Source organism: Candidatus Pristimantibacillus lignocellulolyticus, from assembly GCA_023639215.1.
Classification (GTDB): domain Bacteria; phylum Bacillota; class Bacilli; order Paenibacillales; family Paenibacillaceae; genus Pristimantibacillus; species Pristimantibacillus lignocellulolyticus.
On sequence record CP097899.1, the window covers coordinates 2,434,689 to 2,458,535 of the forward strand.

Sequence of the window (23,847 nt, forward strand, 5' to 3'; positions counted from 1 at the left end):
TAACGTTGGACACAATAGGCTTTTGTTGTTTTACACGTTATAAAGCTCGACTAGTATCATTATTCCAAAGCAGCAACTTGTTCAGCTGATAGGGCATAGTCAAAGATTTTAAGCTCGTCAACAAATCCTCTTGCTGAAGCATCCCAGTAATTCACACCTAGAGCAACTGTTGTCGTATCGCTAGTAAATAAATTTTTAAAATTGCTGAAGCTTTTTACAAGTGTATTGCCATAGTAGATAGAAGCTGTTCCGTTATTAACGGTAATAGTAACTTGAACCCATTCTGTTGTAGAGAACTTTTGATCCGTTGATCCATCAAACCAATCCGCAGTACCATTTGCTCCGGTATTGTTTGCCCAAAGGAATGCATTTCCATTAGTGTGATCTGCCCCTCCAGGAACGAAGCTTAACCATTGATCATTTTTTTGGAATGCAAAGAATAGAGCGCTATATCGATCTAATTGATTCATCTTCACATTAAAACGAATACTGTAAGTCTGATCATTAAAATAATAGTTGGGCAGTAAAACACCATGTGAACCGTCTAATACAATACCTTGACCGTTATCGAATACGGGAGTATCTGTCGTGCTGAGATTAATTCTGTTACCTATATATGTAGCGCCCTGACTACCTGCCACTGTACTATTATCAAGATTATTATTGAAGTTAAAGTGCGCGATTGCTCCTTCAACAACATGTAGTACATAACTAGTGCTAGCATTTCCGCCATCCGTGGAAGTAGCTGTAATGGTTGTTGTACCAGTGCTAACACCTGTTACTGTTCCAGTTATTGCATTCACAGTAGCAATTATTGGATTTGAACTTGACCATGTTAGTTGCTTATTATTAGCAACGACAGGTACTACTGTAATATTTTTTGGTGTAAATGTTTGATTAAGCGAGATGATTTGCTCACTAATAGCCAATTGAATCGTATCAACCTTACTATCACTTGTAAGCTTGGCGCTAATCTCTTGTTGTGAAAGAACGCCAGTATAAACTTCAAGCTCATCGATATATCCTTTAAAAGGAATATCCCAATAGTTAACTGCTAGGGAGAAGATATTATCAGTGTCACCAGAGAATAGATCAGATAAGCTCTGGCTACTATGAAGAAGTTTTCCATTAATATATAATTTCAGATAGCCTTCTTCCACCGTGAAGGCGATGTGACTCCAAGTATTATTCGGAATCGTTGTATTTGTACGAGCGTCGAACCATTTGTCAGTTGTATTATTGCGGTGCCAAATCATAGTACCATCAAGAGCATTACCCTTTGGAAGTAGACTAATCCAGTGATCCGCATCACTTCCTGCAAAGAAAGCAGTAGTGAATTGTGTTAGTTGTTCTGGTTTTAACCAAAGTGATACAGAATAAGTATTGCTATTGATAAGGTCAGAAGGAAGAACAACCCCACTTGCTCCATCGAAATAAGCAGCTTTTCCGAACATTCCAGATCCATAGCTAATATTACCTTTATCGGTATCTGTAATTTTACCGCCAACAAGCGTTCCTTGCTTATTAGCATTCTGACTATCAATCAGCTCGTCCTCGAATGAGTACTTTGCAGCTAGCACAGCTACTTCAATTGGTTTTACTGTAACATCTATTGTTTTTGAATGACTAGTTCCATCTACTATAATAGAAGCAGTTAATGTTACTGCAGCATTATCAGTTGAACTAGGTCTAGTAACTACCCCATTATTACTAATTACAGCAGAATTAGAGGACGACCAGCTAATTACAACATCTCTTGTAGCTTTAGTAGGTAATGATAGATCACCGATTATATTAGTCGCAGGAGTAATTGTAATATCATTCAAAATATCTTGAGCAAGAGCAGTAGTAGACTTCAACTTACCGCCCCATATATTTTTCCCTTCATTATCCATCGCTGTAAATGCTATCACATAAGCTTGCGATGCTGAATCCCATTGTTCAATAAATGCCCCAGTATATAGACTGCCATTAACCGTTATTTTTGCAGTATAATCGTTCGCCAATTCCCAAGTTCCAGTAATTGCACCTGAGATAGTATGGTCGGAATTCAGCGAAATATAAGATGATGTATGAACAGTTTTGGAACTATCTTGTTCATGATTAATATATTTATAGTCGCCAACTAATTTACTCTCAGCAACTGCTTGAAGTGATTCACCTGCATAACGATAAGGAGTAGCAATTAACCAATTATCTTCAGTCATAATAAGTTGGTGAGTTCTTAACTCAAATCCATCTATTTGCTGTGAGAAGCGAGTGTGAAAAACAACAAATCTTTCGCCAGTTTCATCATCGATATAGACCGAGTTATGACCAGGAGATACATATTGAATGCCTGATCCGCTACCCTGTTCTCCAATATTGCGTTCAAAGTTATAATGTCCCATAATTTTGTTACCAATGGAATCGTGAACTGAAGTTGCAGTTAGAACAGCACTATCTCCATTAGCGTCAACAAATGGCCCATTAGGAGATTCTGATCGGAATACACGCATATTGTACTCACCATCAATACCTAACCATCCGTAAGTAACAAATAAGAAGAAGTATTCGGACTGTGCATCATATTTCACATATGGGCCTTCTCCAGATTTACCATAACCACCTGCAATTTTTGTGCCGAAGTAACGATCAATTAGTCTGCCATCTGATGTGGTCCCGTCTTTTCCAGGGTATTTCGCTGCTCCTGTAGCAGGATCAATTTCAAGCACGAAAATTCCGCCTGACCATGAGCCATATGACATCCACAGACGATCGTCTGCATCACGGTATAGATTGGCATCAATAGCATTCGGGAATGTCGCATTGTTGTAGGAACCATCGGATTTGAACCAGCCTGGTCTTGCATCTGTAATGATTCCATTGGTTTTAAGATCAGCTAGATTTGTATTTTCCCAATACTTATTAATTACACTTTTAGCATCATAAGCTTCATTGTTAGTAAATCCAGAGTACATAATGGTATCAACATATTGATATGGACCTTCGATATTTTGTGAAGTAGCAATGCCGATAGCAGAACGAATAGCGGTAGAAGAGACGCTATAGTACATTAAGTAAGCACCCTTTGAGCCATCTTTATTCTCATATTCGTCTACCCACATAATGTCTGGTGCCCATACAGAAAAGCCACCAAGATTATCTGCATCATTTTCTCCTGCCCAAGCAAAAGATTCTTGTAAATTTTCTGAAAGATTACCGAAAAGTTGGTTATTCGTTGTTGTATAACCATTAGTGAATCGATCCCAGCTCATTAAGTCAGAAGATTTTGCAGCTTCAATATGAGAACCGAATACATAATATTCGCCGTCTTTTGATTTAATAATAGAAGGATCATGTATACCAACTTCTTTGTAAGTAGGAGGTACTAGTGATGGTTCAGGTGATGTAGTTGGTTCAGGTGTTAATGTTGCCGTAGGCGTCGGAGTAGGTGTTGATGTTGGTGACTGTGTTGATACAGGCGCATTCGTAGGTGAAGGTGTTGTTGTTGGAACAGATGGGGCAGTCACCTGTGGTTGTAGTGCTACTTCATTCGATACGTTTGAAGATTTGAGTGTGATCAATGAAACAGCGATATAGCTGAACAATGTACCACCAACAGAGGAGCCTTCAATCGAAATATTGCCTTTTGCAGCAGAACCAGTAACATAGATATTACCTGTAATGTCGCTATCTATAATGGTGACATCGGGACTAGCGATAATAATGTTTTTACCAGTAAGATTTGAATATACTCCTGGTTTTGTAATAATGACCGGTGCAATATTGTTGAGCATTGTAATAAATTCTGCTAAGGATACCGATTTTGCTGGCTTGAATGTTTGATCTGGATAACCTTTGACATATTGATCGTGTAACAATGCTCCTACGGCAGCAATGCTCCAGTCATGAAGTTTATCTGAATCTAGCAATTTGTCTAATCCATCAGATTGACCAACTAACTGAAACACGCGATGTAGAATAACGGCTACTTCTTCTCTTGTAACCGCTCGATTGGGGCGGAAACTACCATCCCCATATCCTTTTATATAACCAGCTGTAGCTGCAATATTAACTTGGCTACTTGCCTCCGAATTATTTTCTAGATCTGTGAATAATACATCACTTGTTATCGTGAGATTGAAAACTTTATTAAGAATCATAATGATTTCAAGTCGTGTCATTGCTTTATCAGGCTTACTTGTATCGGAAATGTAATCCTGCTGTTTCCATTTGTCTAGTTCTGCAGATGCCCAATGATTGTTGGTATTACCAGTTGAAGCTAATGCAGCAGTAGGCAAGCATAACAATATTGCTAAAAAAGCACAAAGTATAGGGGAAAGCGACTTGAACTTCATTTAATAAACCTCCTCTTAAAATTGGTATAGCATTGTGCGTAAATACAATGGTAAAACATTAATCACCTCCAATATATAAAGCGTTTTCATTTTGCGGTTGTTTAAAACGTAATATTTACATTAATGATTAGTGTATACATTAATGTAAATATATAAGATGATTATTTTTTCGTCAAGAACAACTTTTTGAATAAGGAAATTTGAAAGGAATAATCTGATTAAGGAGGAGGGATTTATGTAATTAATGATTATATTAATGCCTATATTAATTAGTTAATATAATTGAGCTGTTCTCATATTTACTTTTTTCTTATCTTTACATAGCGTTGACTAGCTTCATTTATAGAAAAAAACATAATTAGCTTTTGAAATGAATAGTTTTACAGTGTCGGAATGATTAGCTTAAACGTATTGTCTGAATGAAGAGGAGTTAACGAAGTTCTTGCACCAATTAGTGAGTCTATTATGTTTCAAAATGAAAATGGGCTCACTATTTCAACTATTTAATTTACGATATAACATGGTATGATATCATATGAAAACCTATATTTCTGTTGTGAACATAGATAAAAGTATATGGGGCTATTTATAGAGTAGAGGAAGTGCAGTATGGTTATCGTTGTAAGCATTATAGTAGCGGTCATTCTAGCATTAATATGGACTCAAATGCTAATGAATAGACGTAATCAAGATAAATTTCATTATGCAGGTAAATTGCATAATGTTGGTCATAGAAAATTACATATCCATGTATCAGGCCAAAATGAAGCGCCTACCGTTGTATTCGATCACGGCAGTGAGTATGGGGCATCTTCATATACATGGCATATGGTAATTGAGCGGGTGCAACATTTTTCAAAAGTCGTTACATATGATCGTGCGGGCTATGGTTATAGTGATGGAGGCACCTATCCAAGAACAAATATGAGTCATGTTGAAGATTTACGAGAATTGCTACAAGCTGAAAATATTAAAGGTCCTGTTATAATTGTAGGTCATGGTTATGGAGCTATTAATGCTCGTTTGTTCGCTCATCGCTATCCGAAACAAGTAAGCGGGCTGATCCTTGTAGACGCATTACATGAAGATGAGTATTCTGGGAAATTTCCTGAACAGTATGAAGTGGAACAACTTAAAAAACAGAAGAAGTATAAGCTTTATACGGTGTTAACTTATTTCGGAGTGGTAAAAGGATTGCTTAGATTACAATCTTCATTGCGTCAACTACTAAATCATTATCCACGTGAGATACGCAAACAAATATGGACATTAATCGCTTTGAACAAGACCGTGAAAACAATAGCGAATGAGCAAGCTTATATCGAACAAGGATTTAACCAAATTCGTAAAGTAAAATCTTACAAAAACATACCTGTTACCGTTATTATTGGTGGAGGAATAGATGATGACTCCAATGATCTGAAGCAAGCAAGATACGACACAGCAGCAAACATGAAAAAACTCTCTGAGCAAGGTCTACTCATTGTAGCCCCAAATAGTGATCGAAATGTGCCGATCGAACAGCCAGAAGTGGTAGCAGATGCTATCAGGCGTATGATTAATCTAATAAAAAAAGAATATGTGTAATAGTAGTTCAAGAACAGTACATCAGTAGTACTGTTCTTTTATTTTGTAGTAGCGAATTTAATAGATAAACATATATGTGGAATATTGTGATAAAATGGAAAATAACTTATATGTCACATATTTGTTGAACTCAAAGAAAGGAAGTGAGTTTTTGGAATTTTTTCCAACTTCATTATTTTTCACAATATTCGCTATTCTATTATATTTAGGTTTTTTTGTTCTAGTTATCTATTGTATCGTACTATTTATTAAACTAGCTCGTCGAGGAATTAAAGCATTCGATTTGTATATCGAGGAAAAACGAGAAATCGTTTCTAAATTAGTCCATAATTTACTATATTTACGTTGAGGAGCCGAATATATGAATCGATTACATAATATTGATGAACTATTAAAAGAGTTTGTAGACCAGGACATCGTCGGCTGTGGTTGTGTAGTTACGAAAAATGGTCAAATGATGTATGAAGGTTACTTTGGCTATGCTGACCGTGAACAAAAAGTATCGATGAATGATCGTAGTATTCACCGTCTTTATTCAACGACTAAGGTTATTGTATGTACAGCAGCGATGCTACTCTTTGAACGTGGTAAGTTTCTATTGAATGATCCATTGCATCTATATTTACCAGAATTCAAAGAGATGCAAGTCGTTCATAATTCTTCAAATGGTAATGTACATGTGAAACCTGCTCAAAATCCAATACTTGTGAAACATATTTTCGCAATGACTTCCGGAATTCCTTACGAATGGGGCGAGTCGAAAACACATCAAGAAATAACTAGACTGACTGATGATCTAAAATCGAAAGGTCCTCATACTTTAGAGCAAATGATTAAGGAAATTGCGAAAGCACCATTATTATTTGAACCTGGAACTCGCTGGGCATATGGATATTCCCATGATATTGTCGCGCGCTTAGTAGAGGTAATAAGTGGTATAACGATTGAGCAATTTATTCAGAAAGAGCTTCTTGATCCCCTTCAAATGAATGATACTGGGTATCGTTTCAAAGATGATGTACAATCACGTTTTGTACCGTTATATGCTTTGAATGATAATAATGAACTGGCACCTACATGGGCCCGTGGAGATGAGAATTTCGATCCTTTAGCAATCTACAACGGTGGTGGTATAGGAATATATTCTACGCCAAGAGACTACACGAAATTTGCACAGATGCTTGCCAATGGTGGCATGTCCGGTAATTATCAAATTATTAGCAAGAAGACGATAGATCTGATTCGTAGTAATCATCTTAATGCTGTTCAACTAGATGACTTTGCCAATCCCTACACTGCTGGATATGGATATGGCTTAGGAGTAAGAACATTAATTGATCCTATTGCAGCGCATTATGGCGGTTCTATAGGTGAATTTGGTTGGACAGGTATGTCAGGAACTTACGTATTAATTGATCCTGCAGAGCAACTCTCGATTGTATATATGCATCAACGTTTGCCTAATTTGGAAGTTGAGCATCATTTACGCCTACGTAATGTTGTATATAGTTGTTTATAAAAAGAATCTTATTTTAAAACAGATGAAGTTCCTCGGTAGAATTCCGAGGAACTTCATCTGTTTTATTACACTATAATTTACTATTTCCCAAGAAAACCATCAATAAATAGTTGAAGTTGGAATTCTAAAGTAATTGGATCGTTAAAGAAGAAATCTGCTGCATTAGCTTCAATAACATGACCATTACTTACTGCAGGAATGTTTTTGTAAGTATCAGTTTCTTTGAATGAATTATCAGAACCGTCATTACTTAGTACAATGAAGTCACCAGCATATTCTGGAAGTACTTCTAAAGATAGTGAATAGTATCCATCAGCAAGTGCCATCTCGGTTACTTTATCCGTCATACCAAGACCCATTTCTTGATAGATGACTTCTGTTCCACGTCCCCAGTTATTTCCGAACACAGCCATCTGTTTTGCATAGTGCTCAATAACAGTCACTGTCACATCGTCACCGTGCTTAGCTTTTACATCTTGCCCAGCTTGCTTGGCACGAGCTTTAAAGTCATTAACCCAGGCCTCAGCCTCAGCCTCTTTGCCTACTAGTTTACCTATCTCGACATGTTGAGATAAATAATCAAAAGCATTATAAGTATAAGTAATCGTCGGAGCAATTTCCTTAAACTTTTCCAAATTTGCTGTAGTAGAAGAAGCAATAATTAAATCTGGTTCAAGATTAAGAACGCCTTCCACATCATCTTCTGATATAATTGCTACATCTTTCAACTTATCCGCGAAAAGAGAGCTTCCAATCGCCCAACTATCAACACCAACAACAGGGATACCTAATGCTAGTACATTACCAACATAACCAGATGAGAGCATTACAACACGCTCTGGCTTAGCAGGTACTTGAATTGGACCATTCTCAGATTCATAGGTTACAAATTCCGGTTCTGTAGTAGTAGACGCTTCTTGTTGTGTAATATTATTTACATTGGTATTACTATTGCTGTTACTTGAACTATTAGTTGCGTTATTACTACCGCACGCGGCTATGATAAGCATGAATACGATTAATAATGGCATGAATACTTTTCTCAATATGATTCTCTCCTCTTTTAACAACCTCTTATGATAACTTCTAGGTATGCAGATAGATAATTACTCTATTGCAGGCTCTTTATTTACACTAAATTTTCTTCATAAGTAAATACACGAAGTATGGCGCACCAATAAGGGCTACCATAATACCTGCTGGTAAACTCGTCGGTTGAAATAATAAACGGCTAAGCAGATCAGCTATTAACAATAATAGACCTCCGAGTAGTAGACTTACAGGCATAAATAATTGATGTCTTGGACCAACAATAGCCTTAGCGATATGAGGCGCCATTAATCCAATAAAAGCTACACTACCGGCTACGGACACAGCAGAAGCAGCTAGTGCAACAGCAGTTAACATTAATGTTATTCGTTCTCTATTCAAAGAGATTCCAAGTCCAATGGCTGTTGGCTCACTCATTGTTAAAATGTTGAGTCGATTTGCTTTGTACAAAGTAAACGGAATTAATAGTAGCAACCACGGCAGTAAAGCCCATATATACGGCCAATCGGCTCCCCATATATTACCCGTCATCCATTTCGTTATAAATTCAACTTTGAACGGATCAACAGCTGAGAAAATAAAGATCATAATGCCTGACAATGCCATAGAGAAACCGACACCAATCAGTATTAAGCGGATAGGTTGTAGTCCGACACCTCGCTCGTAAGAGAAGATATAGATAATGACCGCTGTAATAACTGCTCCGCCGAAAGCCGCGAGTGGTAGTAGAAATGTTAAGCTTAATATTTGGGCAGGAACGTATATGTAGAATAATGCAACACCGATACCAGCACCAGAATGTATTCCTATAATTCCAGGATCAGCGAGATCATTGCGGGTTACACTTTGCAATATTGACCCTGAAAGTGCAAGTGCCATTCCTGCTAACAACGTGACGATAATTCTAGGTAATCTCACTTCGAATAAAGTAAAGTTTTCCTTAAAGCTACCGTCACCGAACAAAGTAGGGAATAGACGAGCAAAACCAAGTGCAGATGATCCTGTTCCTATACCTACAATAAACGTAGCAAATAATAGTACTATAAGGATAAGCAAAGTAAGACGTTGTTTTCTTTTTTGACGGGCAAGTAGCATTAGAAGTTTCGACCTCCCTTGCGAACGACTAGTAAGAAGAAAGGAAGTCCCATAATTGCTACAATAGCAGCTGCAGGTGCTTCATATGGTGCAGTAACGATTCTACCTAATAAATCTGCAAGCACCATAAAGGTTGAGCCGATGAATATTGACATTGGTAATATATATCGATAATCATTGCCTACAACCGCTCGCACAATATGAGGAATCATAAGGCCAATAAAGGCCATATTACCAACAAGTGCGACGGAGGAACCTGCTAGAATGACGACAACAGTGAAAAGAATAATTTTCACTTTAGTTACATTCTGACCTAATCCAGTAGCTGCTTCTTCATCAAGACTCAATAGTGTCAGTGATCTGGAGTAGTAGAGTGCAACAATTATACCCACAATGATAAAAGGTGATATCATACTTATCTGTGACCACGTAGTACCAATTAGCCCACCTGAAGTCCACATGGAAACACGTTTTGTAATTTGAAAGTGCAACCCAATTCCTTCAGTAATCGCGTTAAGAAAGGCTGTAATTGCGGCACCAGCTAATACGATGCGCAATGGGGAGAATCCTCCTCTTTTGGCTGAACCTATACCAATAACAAGTAGAACGGCAATACCTGCTCCTATAAAACAAACCCATACGGTTGTTAAAGTGCTGATCGTAGGAAGGAGCACAATAGAGATAGCGAGAGCTAAGTTAGCTCCCGCAGATAATCCCAATAAGCCTGGATCAGCTAAGGGATTGCGAGTCGTTCCTTGCATAATAGCACCTGCAATGGCAAGTGCTCCGCCAACGAGCATTGCTGCGACTGCACGAGGAATACGAATTTCTTCAAGCATCGTTATTTTGTCATTGCTAACTGTTGTGAATAGAGCATGATATACATCGCTAAGCGTAGTATCAGCTGCACCGAACGTTATCGCAATAAGAAATACGACAATAGTTAAGCAAGCAGCAAAAATTAATTGCAAAGCAAAGGGTATAGCTTGTAGCCATGAATGCTTCATAATAACTTCCTATTCTCCAAGAAAACCATCAACAAAAAGTTGAAGTTGGAAATCTAAAGTAATAGGATCGTTGAAGAAGAAATCAGCAGCATTTGCTTCGATCACATGACCATTACTTACAGCTGGAATGTTTTTGTAAGTATCTGTTTCTTTGAATGAATTATCAGCGCCATCATTACTCAATACGATGAAGTCGCCCGCGTATTCGGGTAGTACTTCTACAGATAAAGCATAGTAACCGTCAGCTAACGCCATTTCAGCTGTTTTATCTGTCATGCCAAGACCCATTTCTTGATAGAGGATTTCAGTACCACGTCCCCAGTTGTCGCCAAACACGTACATTTGCTTCGCAAAATTTTCAATAACTGTAACGGTTACATCATCACCATGTTTTGCTTTAATATCGTTACCTACTTGCTTGGCACGAGCTTTAAAGTCATCTACCCAAGCTTGAGCTTCTGCCTCTTTACTAACTAATTTACCGATTTCAACATGTTGAGATAAGTAATCTAAAGCGCCGTAAGTGTAAGTAATCGTTGGAGCAATTTCTTTGAATTTATCAAGATTTGCTGTCGTTGGAGCAGCAATGATCAAATCGGGGTCAAGATTAAGAATTCCTTCAACATCACCCTCTGATACGATGGCTACATCTTTTAATTTGTCAGCATAGTTAGAGTTGCCAGCTGCCCACTCATCTACGCCAACTACAGGAACATCTAATGCTAGTAGGCTACCAGCATTGAAAGCAGCAAGTACTACGACACGTTGTGGATTAGCAGGTACTTCAATTGGTCCAGTCTCAGATTGATAAGTTACGAATTGGGGCTCAGTATTAACTGGTTCTTCTTGTTGACTATTATTCGTAGTACTTGGAGTGTTATTGCTAGCATTGTTAGTTGTGTTATTACTACCACAAGCAGCGATGATAAGCATGAATACGATTAATAGTGGCATAAATATTTTTCTCAATTTAATTCTCTCCTTATAGTGTAAGTCTTATTTCTATTCGATGTCGTTTAAGCCTTCTGCAACACTTCGTTATCAACGTCTACGTTTTGAACTACCTCTTATAATGAAGGTAAACCTATTTAAGTAACTCATATGTAACACATATTGGCTTCCCCGTCCTCGGATCTGTCCCGATCTCAGCATCGATATGATAGACTTCCTTCAAAACTTCATGTGTAATTACTTCTTGCGCAGTACCACGTTTCACAATGTGACCATCTCGCATGGCGATGACATAATCAGCAAAACGTGCAGCATGATTCAAATCGTGTAATACCATTACGATCGTTCGTTGTTGATTGACATTAAGTTGTTGCAACAGTTCAAGCACTTCTAGTTGATGAGCCATATCAAGATAAGTTGTTGGTTCATCAAGGAAGATCATATCTGTTTCCTGCGCTAGCGCCATTGCAATCCAGACACGTTGTCGTTGACCACCTGACAAGGCATCCACACTGCGGTGTTTGTAATCTATCGTGCCTGTTACCTCAAGTGCCCAATCGATTACATCATAATCTTGCTTTGAAAGTCTGCCAAATCCAGATTGATAAGGAAATCGTCCATAAGAAACGAGTTCTCCTACAGTTAGACCAGAGGAATGCTCTTGTGTTTGGGGAAGAATAGCGAGCTTCTTCGCTAGTATCTTTGTATGCTCTGAAGCGATCGTTTTTCCGTCTAGCACAATTTGACCAGATTTATGCGAAATAATTCTTGTCATTGCTTTAAGTAATGTAGATTTTCCACATCCATTAGAGCCAATAATAGCGGTGATTTTCTGATCAGGGATTTCCACTGAAAGATTATCAATAATAGTATGTTCACCATATGCGACAGTAAGTTCATTGGTAAGCAGGCGAACCATTTTATTTCCTCCTTATGAAGATTGTTTATATATAAACTAATGAATAAAAAAATAATTGATAACGATTATCATTTGCAGTATAATAATATAAAAATGTTTCGGTTATTGTCAATGATAAATTTTGGATGTTATTATACCCACTCAAATAGGGAGTTTTGAATAATGAACAATATAGAGCTATACGACATCACTATTATCGGTGGGGGTCCATCGGGATTATATTCTGCTTTTTATAGCGGTTTACGTGAAATGAAGACCAAGATTATAGATTTCCAATCAGAGCTTGGTGGGAAGTTACATGTATACCCCGAAAAATTAATATGGGATGTTGGTGGGATTCCGCCAATTCCTTGTGCACAATTGATTCAGCAATTAACGAAACAAGCGATGGTATTTAGTCCGAAAATTGTACTTGATACAAAGGTTGAACGTATTGAAAAGGTGGAAGAACATTTCATTATTTACACATCTACTGGTGAAAAACATTATTCCAAAACAGTGTTTCTAGCTACTGGGAGCGGAATATTAAAACCGCAAAAGTTAGAAATAGAAGGTGCGGAGCGCTTTGAAATTAGTAATTTACATTACACCATCAAATCATTTAAACCTTTCCATAAAAAAACGGTAATGATCTCAGGCGGTGGAAACGCCGCTCTAGACTGGGCAAATGAATTAGTAGGCGTAGCTGACCAAGTAATACTAACGTATCGCAAAGATCAGATGAAGGGGCATGAAGCCCATGTTACGCAGCTTATGGAGAGTAATGTGCAATGTTGCTTCAATACGACAATTACAAAATTGATAGCAAATGATGAAAAGTCAGCTATTGAGAGAGTGGAGTTAACAAACGCGGATACTGGCGAAAAACAGATGGTTGATATTGATGAAGTGGTCATTAGTCATGGATATGAGCAGGATATTTCGTTAATGGAGAATAGTCCACTTCAATTAGAATTGAAAGATAATTACTATATAGCTGGAAACTCACATTGTGAAACATCCGTTGCTGGTGTATTTGCAGTAGGAGATATCGTGTCCTATGATGGAAAACTCAATCTCATTGCGGGTACTTTCCAAGATGCTGCTAATGCGGTTAATAAAGCGAAAAGTTATATTGAACCTAATGCTAATACAAATGGTATGGTTTCTTCACATAATGAATTGTTCAAAGAACGGAATAAGGAAATTGTTCAACATATGCTTGTGAAACAATAGGAATACATCATATTCGACTAACAGTATATGTGACCTTGTACATTCTGTACGTAGTGACACACACAAGAGGGCATCTCAAAAGTCATGATAAAATGATTTTTGAGATGCCCTTTATTAATACTATTTAAATGCGTAGTAACTGTTTCTCTCGATATTGAGAAGGAGAGTATTTCATCGTTTTCTTGAACATTTTCGAGAATAGAAGAGGATCTTCGTATCCAACAGATCTCGCAATATCACCAATCGTTAACTCGACATTACTTAATAATTCACATGCTTTACGCATCCGAAAAGTAATGAGATATTCTTGTAAGCTACTATTCATAACCTCTTTGAATAACGAGCTTAGATAGCTACGTTGTAAGCCGATGAAGCTAGCAATAGATTGGACAGAAATTTTATTAGCATAGTTCATTTCAATAAAATGAACGACTTGGGCGATATAGTGTTCTTTACTATGTTCTCGCAGCTTTAAGGAAAGTTGTGAACCTCGGCATTCAACTAAGATGGATAGCCATAAATAAAGCAAACCCGTTAGTTTTAATTCTCGTCCAGCTTCTACATGTTTAGATTTTATCATTTGATCAATACTGCTATTGAAAAAATCAGCTTTGTCACAATCATATATAGGTGCTTCATCTGACAGTTCTGCTTGTTTCAATAAAGTAGGAGCTTTAATGCCATGGAATCCGATCCAACAGTACTTCCACGGATCATCTTGATCTGCTTGATAAAATGTAATGGTTCCAGGACAAACTAGAAATCCTTGTCCAGCATGTAAATGATATCTTTTACCGTTGACCTCAAATACACCTTTACCTTCAAGGATGTAGTGGAATTTATAATATTCTCGCATTGCAGGTCCAAAGGAATGACCAGGCGTACATTGTTCCCGCCCATATTGAATTAAGTACAGATCAAGTTGATGTAGATGCTGTGGTAAAAATTCGATCATTGTATACTCCTAAATTTTTTCTATCAACGCAGCTTAACTTCTTCGTATAGAAAAATACTACGGAAGAATGAACTTAACGTGATCTAAATATATGGATGATATTATTGACCTAGAGAGATCGCATCGATACGAGCAAGTTCTTCACTAGTAAATTCAAGATTTTGAAGTGCCGCAACGTTTTCTTCAATTTGACTTACTCGACTTGCACCAATAAGAGCAGATGTTACTTTCCCGCCACGTAACACCCAAGCTAATGCCATTTGTGCTAAGCTTTGTCCACGTTCAGCTGCAATCTCCTGTAATTGTATCGCAATATTGATTTTCTTTTCAGATATACTATCCTCATGTAAGAAGATAGAATGACCTGCGGCACGAGAATCAGCAGGAATACCAGACAAATATTTATTAGTTAGTACACCTTGTGCTAGTGGTAAGAAACCAATTGTGCCAATGCCTTCTTCAGCTAATACATCTTGTAATCCATCTTCGATCCAACGATCGATAATAGAATAGCTTGGTTGGTGAATTAAGCATGGTGTGCCTAACTCTTTCAATACTTTAGACGCAGCAGCTGTTTGCTCAGCGTTATAGTTAGATAGACCAACATACAATGCTTTCCCTTGACGAACAAGTAGATCAAGAGCTGTCATCGTTTCTTCAATTGGTGTATTTGGATCTGGACGGTGGTGATAGTAAATATCTACATAGTCTAAACCTAGACGTTTCAAGCTTTGATCTAAGCTTGCTACCATATACTTTTTAGATCCGAAGTTACCATATGGACCAGCCCACATGTCATAACCTGCTTTTGTCGAGATAATAAGTTCATCGCGGTATGGAGCCATATCTAATTTGAGAATTTTCCCGAAATTTTCTTCTGCAGAACCATAAGGAGGTCCGTAGTTATTAGCAATATCAAAATGAGTAATGCCAAGATCGAAGGCACGACGAGTCATAGCTCGTCCATTCTCGAAAACATCTTTTCCTCCAAAATTATGCCAAAGCCCCAAAGAGATTGCAGGTAAAAGTAAACCACTATTACCGCAACGATTGTATTTCATATCTGCATAACGCTGTTCATTAGCTGTATAAGTCATCATAATTCCTCCTAAAACTTTTTGTGAGTCTTTGCGAACAAAAAGTAGCTTCGAAAGCATAAACCTAACTTTTTGTGAGTCTTTGCGAACAAAAAGTAGCTTCGAAAGCATAAACCTAACTTCTTGTTAATTCCTGAATTACTGCTGAAAATAGCAAGTGAAATCATAATAAATAAGTATGGCTTACCCATTTATTATGATTAATTTATAGTGAAAAACATATAGCTAAACGTCTTATTGATATGGCATAATGCATGATTGTTCTATCGTAATCTATTTAATACGTTACTTCAAACATTAAGGAATATATAATTATAAGAGCATATTTTTTATTAAGTTAACATTCAGAAAGCATTAAGTGTAAGTTCATATTGTAGTGTTATTATTTTAGAATATAATTAATTATTTGTATTATTTTTGGGTATTTTACATTAATTAATTCGAATAATTATTTGATTATATTTATTGAATGGGTGTATCATTAGAATAATGTAAAATATTAGGTGCATGAAAATGACTAAGGAAAGCAACAAGAAAGGAACTCACAATGAGCCAGTTATTAAGTACAAAGCGAGAGAGTATTCCACAGTTATCAATAGTTCGAGCTATTGCGATTTTAGGAGTACTGAGTATTCATTCTACTTCTGTTGCAGTAAGTACAGGGATGATAGATTCTAGTTGGTTTTTTCTATATAATTTTGCAAATATCTTTTTGAAGTTTGGTACAACAACGTTTATCTTTTTAAGTAGTTTTGTATTGTTCTACAATTATTATGATCGGCCTTTAATAGGTAAATTAGTTACGAGTTTTTACAAGAAGAGATTAATGTATATTATTGTTCCGTACATCACTTTTTCTCTATTTTATTTTCTATTGAAATTGTATTTATATCCTGAAAGTTACCCATTAATTCTAGGTAATGGTTTCTCATTTGGTGAAATGATGTCTGCATTAGGCGACCGGTTGATACATGGTACTGCACATACGCATCTATATTTTGTCTATATAAGCATTCAGTTTTATCTGCTATTTCCGTTATTTTTATGGTTTTTCAAAAAGTATCCGAAGCTTACTCATTGGTTGTTATTGATCGGAATCATCGTTCAATGGGGCTTCTTCCTAGTGAATAAATACGGTTTAGAAACACAAGTTACTGCTCGTGGTAGCTGGTCATTAAGTTATTTTACGTATTATTTATTAGGTGCCTACTTAGGAATTTATTATGACAAATGGAAACAGTGGATCAATATTGCGAAAGAAAATGTAACGAAGAAACGCGTCATAGGTTGGAGTGTATTTGCTCTAATATGGTTAAGTTCGGGTTTATTGCATGTATATATGTGGTATGAGACTAGATTAAAACTAGATAGTTATAATTCAACACTATTTGATCTCGTATGGAATATTCATACGTTAACGACAGCAATTATATTGATGCAAATAGCTTTTATTCTTTATAGAAAATCAGCAACATCGATTAAAAATTTACTAATAAGATTAGGTGAAGTATCGTTTGGAGTATACTTATTCCATCCATACTTATTACTACTATATCGACTATACCCGCCAGAAAGTGGGGCTAGCATTGTTCATCATGCTTGGTATGTAGGTGGTTTCCTATTTGCATTAATCGGTTCTTGGATCGTTGTAGAATTAGTTGTTCGTTTTATTCCGCAAAGTTGGCTTATTTTTGGGAGTATTAAGAAAAAGAAACCTTCACAACCAAAAGCCAAACATAATGCGTCTAATGTTCAAATGTAGGTTGCCCTATATTTTACCCTTCATACAAGGAATATAATAATGAGAAAAGCCTTATCTACACAGCAAATGCTGCATAGATAAGGCTTTTTTTGTGTGGTGTTAAAGTGTTTCTACAGAAGCATACGCACCCTAACTATAAACGAAACCCAGCAAAGTGTACGGCACGAGTACACCAGCGGACAATCGCTCGATACTTTCAATAAAGGATTAAATGCACGAAACTTTCAATGAAGATTCAAATAGTGGGCTTTCAGAATCGATGTCGAATAACCTACGAAGCCAATCATCGTTATCAAAGTCCACTGTTTGAACTACCTATCGATTCCAGAAACGTTGTTGGGCTACAGCCTCAACAAACTGTGAGCCGGTTTTCTTACCTGCTGTAGAGGCTTGAATGACTCCTGGCTGATCAGTAATTTGTAGTTGCGTTAATATCGATTCATATTGTTGCAAGGAAGCAATTGGTTTATATTGCTGATACGTTTCAAGAATAAACGGTTTGATGAGTTGTGGATGCTCCAATCCTCCAGCAATAATCAATCCATCGAATAGGCATGGATCTGTGTTGAAGAATGTATCTTGTACCATCCATTCGCCGTTATTTTGATCCAGAACATTACCTAGACGTTCACCAACAAATCGATATTGAACCTTATCCTTGTTCAGTGCATCTAATACGGGTTGCAATTGCTCTGAAAGCACCATATCCGAAATAACGATGGCAACTTTACGAGTACGAGCTGACTTAGGCGATTGATCTACACTTAGAGCAGGTGAAGCTTTTGTATTCAACTTCTCTGGCGCTTGTTTTTGCTTGTCAACGTAAGTAATGCCAATACGCTCCGCTACATATTCTACAAGTTCTGAGCTGACGTTAGCAAACATATTTACGACCTGTTGCTGTACGGATTTACTTTTCACTTTACTCAATTCAAAGGTGAAAGCGTCCTTTATATGTTGCTTCTCAATGGTACTCATACTATTCCAAAACATCGTCGCTTGCGAGAAATGGTCTTTGAAGCTATCAGCACGATCTTTTATAACGCGACCTTCAACTTTCTCTTGATAATGTTCAAAACCACCCTCAGCTAATGTAGCAGGTCTGGGTGTATGGTTAAACAACGAATTGCTATTGTAACTTACTTGGCCAACATTAATTGTCTGTCTTCCGAATCCATCGCGGAAATTGTTATGGAATGGACATACTGATCTGTTAATAGGCAACTCATGAAAATTAGGTCCGCCAAGACGGATAAGTTGTGTATCTGTATAAGAGAACAACCTTCCTTGCAGAAGTGGGTCATTAGTAAAATCGATTCCAGGTACGATATTTCCAACATGGAACGCTACTTGCTCTGTCTCCGCGAACACATTATCGACATTGCGATCAAGTGTTAATTTGCCTACGATTTGAACGGGCACATCTTCTTCAGGCCAAATTTTTGTTGCATCAAGAATATCAAATGAGAATTTGAATTCTTCTTCTTCTGGGATAATTTGCAGTCCAAGTTCATATTCCACAACATTGCCCATGTCAATATTTTCCCATAAATCGCGACGATGGAAATCAGGATCGTAACCAGCAACCTTTTGATACTCTTTCCAGATTTGCGATTGTCTGCCGAGTAGTGGTTTCCAATGGAATTTTACAAAATGTGCTTTACCTTGGTCGTTGATAAGTCTAAAGGTATGTACTCCGAATCCTTCCATCATCCGAAAACTACGTGGGAGAGCTCGCTCCGACATGACCCACATAATCATATGTGCAGTTTCTTGATTGTTAGCTACGAAATCCCAAAATGTATCGTGAGCAGAAGAGGCTTGAGGGATTTCATTATGTGGTTCAGGTTTCACAGCGTGAATAACATCTGGGAATTTAATTGCATCTTGAATGAAGAAGACAGGTATATTGTTGCCTACTAGATCATAATTCCCTTCCTCAGTATAAAATTTAGTAGCGAATCCACGTACATCACGTACGGTATCTGCTGAACCTTTGGAACCTGCAACCGTAGAAAAGCGAGTGAAAACTGGAGTAGTAATAGAAGGGTCACATAGAAATTTCGCTTTCGTATAACGTGCTAACGATTCGTATACCTTGAAATGTCCATGTGCTGCAAAACCGCGAGCGTGAACAACACGTTCAGGGATACGCTCATGATCGAAATGAGTCATCTTCTGTCTAAAGTAGAAATCTTCAATAAGAGTAGGACCACGAACACCGGCTTTTAAGGTGAATTCATCATCGGTAACTTTTAAACCTTCATTAGTTGTTAGTATTTTTCCTTCATCATGAGCTCTATAGTGCTCTAATTGTTCATCCTTGCTATTGCTCATCTTGATACCCCTCCAATGACTAAAATGGTATTAGGGATATTATGGCTTAAGTAGGAATAATTATTCTTCACGCAGTGTTACTGCTTTTGCTATAATGAGAAGTCCTAATAACTTAATAAAATACATATCATCTACGAGGGAGATCATCATGAACAAACATCATCGTTACCTAACGGAGATGAATTTGGTTAGAGCATTTGCCATTATTGCTGTATTGCTTATACATTCAACTAGCTCAGCAGTTAATAGCGCGAACGTAAATTCAAGTTTTTATTTCCTATATGTACTCATCAATAAGATGTCTACATTTGCAGTTCCATTATTTCTATTTCTAAGTGGATTCGTTCTCATGTATTCCTACCAGCATCGGGAAGTGACTCTATCGTCTATCAATACGTTTTACAAACGAAGAATGACGAACGTTATTATTCCTTATATTATCTTTTCTTGTATCTATTTTACGTTGACACATCTAACATCACTGTCATTATACTCGTTTGCAGAGCTTGGTGAGGCGATTTTAATTGGAAAAGCGTACGCTCATTTATACTATATCTTTGTTATGGTGCAATTCTATCTACTATTTCCAATATTGTGGAAATTAATAGCGACTAGGAAATCAACAGCGATCTGGATTTGGCTAATTGGTTTTATTATTCAATGGGCATATTTCTATATTAATCGTGAGTATATATCGCAACTCGAAGGTCTTCCACAATTATTTAAGAGGACAGCAAGCTTATTTGTGTCCTATACAGCGTACTTTGGTTGTGGAGTGTGGATTGCAACGAGATACAGTCATATGTTACAGTTTCTTGAAAAACATACTGTACAATATCGAGTTTATCGCATCGTAATATTAGTCGCTTGGATTTGTTCTGGGGTCTATTATGCTAATCTATTCTACCGTGGATGGGTATATAAAGATTGGGAGTCTTCACCACATTTTGCTTGGACATGGTTTATATTTATTATGATCTCTATAGCACTTAGTATTATAAGTTCTAGATACTATGAACTGAAATGCCCTACCTGGTTACAGCGAATAATAACTTCTTTAAGCGACCACTCATTTGGAATTTATCTCATTCATCCACTTTTACTATACATGTATCGAAGATTACCGATGAGTGGGGATCCGATACTATTCAATCTTTATTTTGTAGGTCAATTTTTGTTTGGGTTGATCGTTGCTTGGATACTAACGATCCTCATATCAAAGTATGTTCCTTATGCAACCTATATTGTAGGTAATGGGAAGAAGCGTTCAGCGAAATAATATGATCAACTTCTATTGGTTATTATTTATAATTTGAAATGATTATCTAATCGAAAAGCTCGAAGACCATGCCTATTGGACGCGGTCTTCGAGCTTTATTTGTATGAAATAGAATATAGCAATCGCCAAATCTCTTTTTCCATTGCATTTCCTTATGAATCTATGGAGCTTGATAGACCATACAGTACACATTTCTAATCGGCTGATCGTTCCTAGAGGGTAGTTCATACTGATCTGTAATGAAAAAGCCAGATCGTACGTAGCTAGTAATGGCACGTTCGTTCCATGTTTCAACTTCTAGATCTATTTCAAAGTTAGAATATCGTTCATTAGCCTCACGAATTACTAATTGCATAACTTGTTGACCAATTCCGAGTCCGCAATATGCTGGGGCAAGAAAGAGTGCTATTCTAACGGTTGTTTGCATTGCGAAAAATTGAGCAAATCCAATTAAAGTATCATTTGCATCTATTACGCTACGATACTGTTTCGAACGAATTTCAGTATCTCCAAACTCAATTTCTTGTTTCTTCATAATGTCCCATGCAGGCCAATGGTATATATGATAGGGGGAAGGATAACGCCACTCGGTGATACATGATGCATCATCTTCCGACATTGGGATGAGAGAATAAGGTAAGGCTATAGTCATCATCATTTACGAGCTCCAGTCGTATAAAAGTAACTTCTTAGTAAAAATTCTCATTATTTACTAATGTGTAGCAACGGTCTATAGTTATAAGAAAGTAATTTTAACATGAATCAACGATTATTATATGAATAAGTTGGATGAAATATAGAGCAAGGACAACTAATGATGATAGAGGAGATTAATAACCTACATGATTCATAGATTACAAAAACTTCCCTTATTTCAGCAAATGAGTGCTAATGAACTACAGCAACTATTACCTTACCTATCCAGCGTTAGTTTTCAACAAGATGTACCTATTATACAACAAGGGCATGTTGGAGCAAGCTTGTACATACTTGAAGAAGGAACGGTAGACATTTGTTTAGAACATCCAAATAAAATACATATTGCCACACTCTCGATTGGAGCGTTTTTCGGTGAAATGTCTTGTATGACAGGAGATCCGATTAGTGCGACCGTAATGGCTAAGTCAGTAGTAAAAGCATTCTCACTAAGTAGAGACGGTATGCTTAATCTTATGGATCGTAGCGAAAGTTTTCGACAACATATGATCGAGGCAATGGTAAAACGTATTCAGCAATCTAATGTAAGAGTAAGTGAAGAATATTCAAAAAGTTTATATTTGATGAAGCGCAATGAATTAGATGATCGAGACCGATATGGAGAGTTAATAGGCGATAGTGATCATATTGTGTATTTACGTTCGCAAGTAGAGCGTTATCGCAATGAAGCGGGTAATATACTCATCGTAGGTGAGGCGGGAGTAGGTAAGAGACATGTAGCTCGGCGAATCCATTATACATCCAATCGCCAATATGAACCCGTTATCTCTATTGAAGCGGAGCAATTCAATTGGAGTGAATGGGAAGCGCTCGTATCGGCGAGTCAAAGAGGTACATTAATAATTGAAAATATAGAGAAATTAAGTGCGGCAACCATTCATGAATTAGTGGAACGTAATCAACAAATGCATCTAATAATGACTTGTAACGATGAACGAACAATAGCTGGATGTCATATTATTGCGATAGAACCATTACGTGAACGTGCCGAAGATATACCGCTCTTAGCAAAACACTATTTGCAGAAAACAAAAGATGAAGGAATAAATGAGTATTCATTAGACACTATTTCTGAAGAAGCGCTTAGAATGCTTGCGCTGTTCCCTTACTTAACTCAAAACATTACAGAGCTGATTACGATTGTTGAAGCAGCCTATATTGTGAGTGAAGGTCGAACCATTCAAAGCTCTCATCTGAAGTTTAATCGTTTTAGAAAGCCCGGCACTAGACCTACAGTAGGATTAGCACTTGGTAGTGGATCACTACGTGGAATGTCTCATATCGGTGTCATTCGCTCATTGCAACAAGCTGAAATTCCAATTGATATTATTGCAGGAACAAGCGCGGGTTCATTAGTTGGTGGAGCTTTTGCAGCTGGTATGTCCGTCGATGAGTTAGAAAAAGCTGTGACTAAGTTGAAATGGAACAATATCGTTAGTCTCACCTTTCCCAAAAAATCAATTGTCCATAATGAACCGTTGATTGGTTTTATTGAAAGTTACTTAGGTGATGTTCAAATTGAGCATTTAAAAATGCCATTTGCCGCAGTTGCGTCTGATTCTAATACTGGTGAGGCGCATATTATGCGTAAAGGTTCACTTGCTAAAGCGATCGCTGCAAGTACAGCGATTCCAGCAGTGATGCGTCCTGTGCAATATCAAGGTAAAACACTTGTAGATGGCGCAGTCGTTCATCCAGTCCCTGCTGCGTTAGCCAGAAGTATGGGAGCGGATATAGTCGTAGCCGTTAATGTATGTTCACAAGATTTCACGAAAGGTGCACCAACGAATTTTGTGAAATCATTGCTCAATACAATAGATATTATGAGTGCAAAGCTAGTAAAGGAAGAATTACAGATGGCCGATGTTGTCATCCGTCCAGAGTTAGATAATATTCAAAATGGATTCAAAGATTTTAAGCAATACATTCATGCTGGAGAACAGGTAACGAGAGAGCATGCTAGTCTTATCCAACAGCAAATGTTGCTTCTTAAATAAAGGTACTGTTATGAAGATCG

General features: G+C 37.2%; 17 protein-coding genes. 7 read left to right on the top strand and 10 right to left on the bottom strand.

Annotation, left to right across the window (positions count from 1 at the left end; all coding sequences use genetic code 11):
* Positions 1-59 precede the first annotated feature (59 nt).
* Positions 60-4,340 (bottom strand): S-layer homology domain-containing protein, encoded by a 4,281-nt coding sequence (locus tag NAG76_10295; protein ID URN96578.1) that lies wholly within the window; start codon positions 4,338-4,340, stop codon positions 60-62.
* Positions 4,341-4,949: 609 nt separating this feature from the next.
* On the opposite strand from NAG76_10295, the gene NAG76_10300 reads away from it, so the two are divergent.
* From NAG76_10300 to NAG76_10310, 3 genes are all read left to right on the top strand, one after another.
* Entirely contained in the window at positions 4,950-5,927 is a 978-nt protein-coding gene (locus NAG76_10300; protein ID URN96579.1) for an alpha/beta hydrolase, read from the top strand.
* A gap of 151 nt (positions 5,928-6,078) precedes the next feature.
* The gene (locus NAG76_10305) at positions 6,079-6,276 is read left to right on the top strand and encodes a hypothetical protein (GenBank protein ID URN96580.1); all 198 of its coding nucleotides are present in this window, start codon (positions 6,079-6,081) and stop codon (positions 6,274-6,276) included.
* A 12-nt stretch (positions 6,277-6,288) separates the two neighbouring features.
* Complete coding sequence (locus NAG76_10310; GenBank protein URN96581.1) at positions 6,289-7,446, top strand: beta-lactamase family protein; 1,158 nt, start codon at positions 6,289-6,291, stop codon at positions 7,444-7,446.
* A gap of 80 nt (positions 7,447-7,526) precedes the next feature.
* Here the strand turns inward: NAG76_10310 and NAG76_10315 are convergent, their stop codons facing one another.
* From NAG76_10315 to NAG76_10335, 5 genes are all read right to left on the bottom strand, one after another.
* Positions 7,527-8,492 (bottom strand): iron-hydroxamate ABC transporter substrate-binding protein, encoded by a 966-nt coding sequence (locus tag NAG76_10315; GenBank protein ID URN96582.1) that lies wholly within the window; start codon positions 8,490-8,492, stop codon positions 7,527-7,529.
* A gap of 88 nt (positions 8,493-8,580) precedes the next feature.
* Positions 8,581-9,591 (bottom strand): iron ABC transporter permease, encoded by a 1,011-nt coding sequence (locus tag NAG76_10320; GenBank protein URN96583.1) that lies wholly within the window; start codon positions 9,589-9,591, stop codon positions 8,581-8,583.
* On the bottom strand, positions 9,591-10,598 hold the full coding sequence (locus NAG76_10325; GenBank protein ID URN96584.1) for an iron ABC transporter permease: 1,008 nt from the start codon (positions 10,596-10,598) through the stop codon (positions 9,591-9,593). The genes NAG76_10320 and NAG76_10325 overlap by 1 nt, the downstream gene beginning before the upstream one ends.
* A gap of 9 nt (positions 10,599-10,607) precedes the next feature.
* The gene (locus tag NAG76_10330) at positions 10,608-11,567 is read right to left on the bottom strand and encodes an iron-hydroxamate ABC transporter substrate-binding protein (protein URN96585.1); all 960 of its coding nucleotides are present in this window, start codon (positions 11,565-11,567) and stop codon (positions 10,608-10,610) included.
* A 115-nt stretch (positions 11,568-11,682) separates the two neighbouring features.
* Positions 11,683-12,468 (bottom strand): ABC transporter ATP-binding protein, encoded by a 786-nt coding sequence (locus NAG76_10335; protein URN96586.1) that lies wholly within the window; start codon positions 12,466-12,468, stop codon positions 11,683-11,685.
* A 162-nt stretch (positions 12,469-12,630) separates the two neighbouring features.
* Between NAG76_10335 and NAG76_10340 the strand changes: the two genes are divergently transcribed.
* Positions 12,631-13,683 carry an NAD(P)/FAD-dependent oxidoreductase gene (locus NAG76_10340; GenBank protein URN96587.1) on the top strand — a complete coding sequence of 351 codons (1,053 nt, stop codon included), beginning with the start codon at positions 12,631-12,633 and terminating at the stop codon, positions 13,681-13,683.
* Positions 13,684-13,807: 124 nt separating this feature from the next.
* Here NAG76_10340 and NAG76_10345 read toward each other — a convergent pair whose 3' ends face one another.
* Together NAG76_10345 and mgrA are read right to left on the bottom strand one after the other, a co-directional pair.
* On the bottom strand, positions 13,808-14,638 hold the full coding sequence (locus NAG76_10345; protein URN96588.1) for an AraC family transcriptional regulator: 831 nt from the start codon (positions 14,636-14,638) through the stop codon (positions 13,808-13,810).
* Between the two features lie 101 nt (positions 14,639-14,739).
* Entirely contained in the window at positions 14,740-15,735 is a 996-nt protein-coding gene (gene mgrA, locus NAG76_10350) for an L-glyceraldehyde 3-phosphate reductase (protein ID URN96589.1), read from the bottom strand.
* A 547-nt stretch (positions 15,736-16,282) separates the two neighbouring features.
* Here mgrA and NAG76_10355 point away from each other — a divergent pair.
* Complete coding sequence (locus NAG76_10355) at positions 16,283-17,497, top strand: acyltransferase (protein ID URN96590.1); 1,215 nt, start codon at positions 16,283-16,285, stop codon at positions 17,495-17,497.
* Between the two features lie 315 nt (positions 17,498-17,812).
* Here NAG76_10355 and NAG76_10360 read toward each other — a convergent pair whose 3' ends face one another.
* Complete coding sequence (locus tag NAG76_10360; GenBank protein URN96591.1) at positions 17,813-19,834, bottom strand: catalase; 2,022 nt, start codon at positions 19,832-19,834, stop codon at positions 17,813-17,815.
* Between the two features lie 148 nt (positions 19,835-19,982).
* Between NAG76_10360 and NAG76_10365 the strand changes: the two genes are divergently transcribed.
* The gene (locus tag NAG76_10365; protein URN96592.1) at positions 19,983-21,113 is read left to right on the top strand and encodes an acyltransferase; all 1,131 of its coding nucleotides are present in this window, start codon (positions 19,983-19,985) and stop codon (positions 21,111-21,113) included.
* Positions 21,114-21,273: 160 nt separating this feature from the next.
* Here NAG76_10365 and NAG76_10370 read toward each other — a convergent pair whose 3' ends face one another.
* Positions 21,274-21,771 (bottom strand): GNAT family N-acetyltransferase, encoded by a 498-nt coding sequence (locus NAG76_10370; protein ID URN96593.1) that lies wholly within the window; start codon positions 21,769-21,771, stop codon positions 21,274-21,276.
* A gap of 184 nt (positions 21,772-21,955) precedes the next feature.
* On the opposite strand from NAG76_10370, the gene NAG76_10375 reads away from it, so the two are divergent.
* The gene (locus NAG76_10375) at positions 21,956-23,827 is read left to right on the top strand and encodes a patatin-like phospholipase family protein (protein ID URN96594.1); all 1,872 of its coding nucleotides are present in this window, start codon (positions 21,956-21,958) and stop codon (positions 23,825-23,827) included.
* The last annotated feature ends 20 nt before the right edge of the window (positions 23,828-23,847 follow it).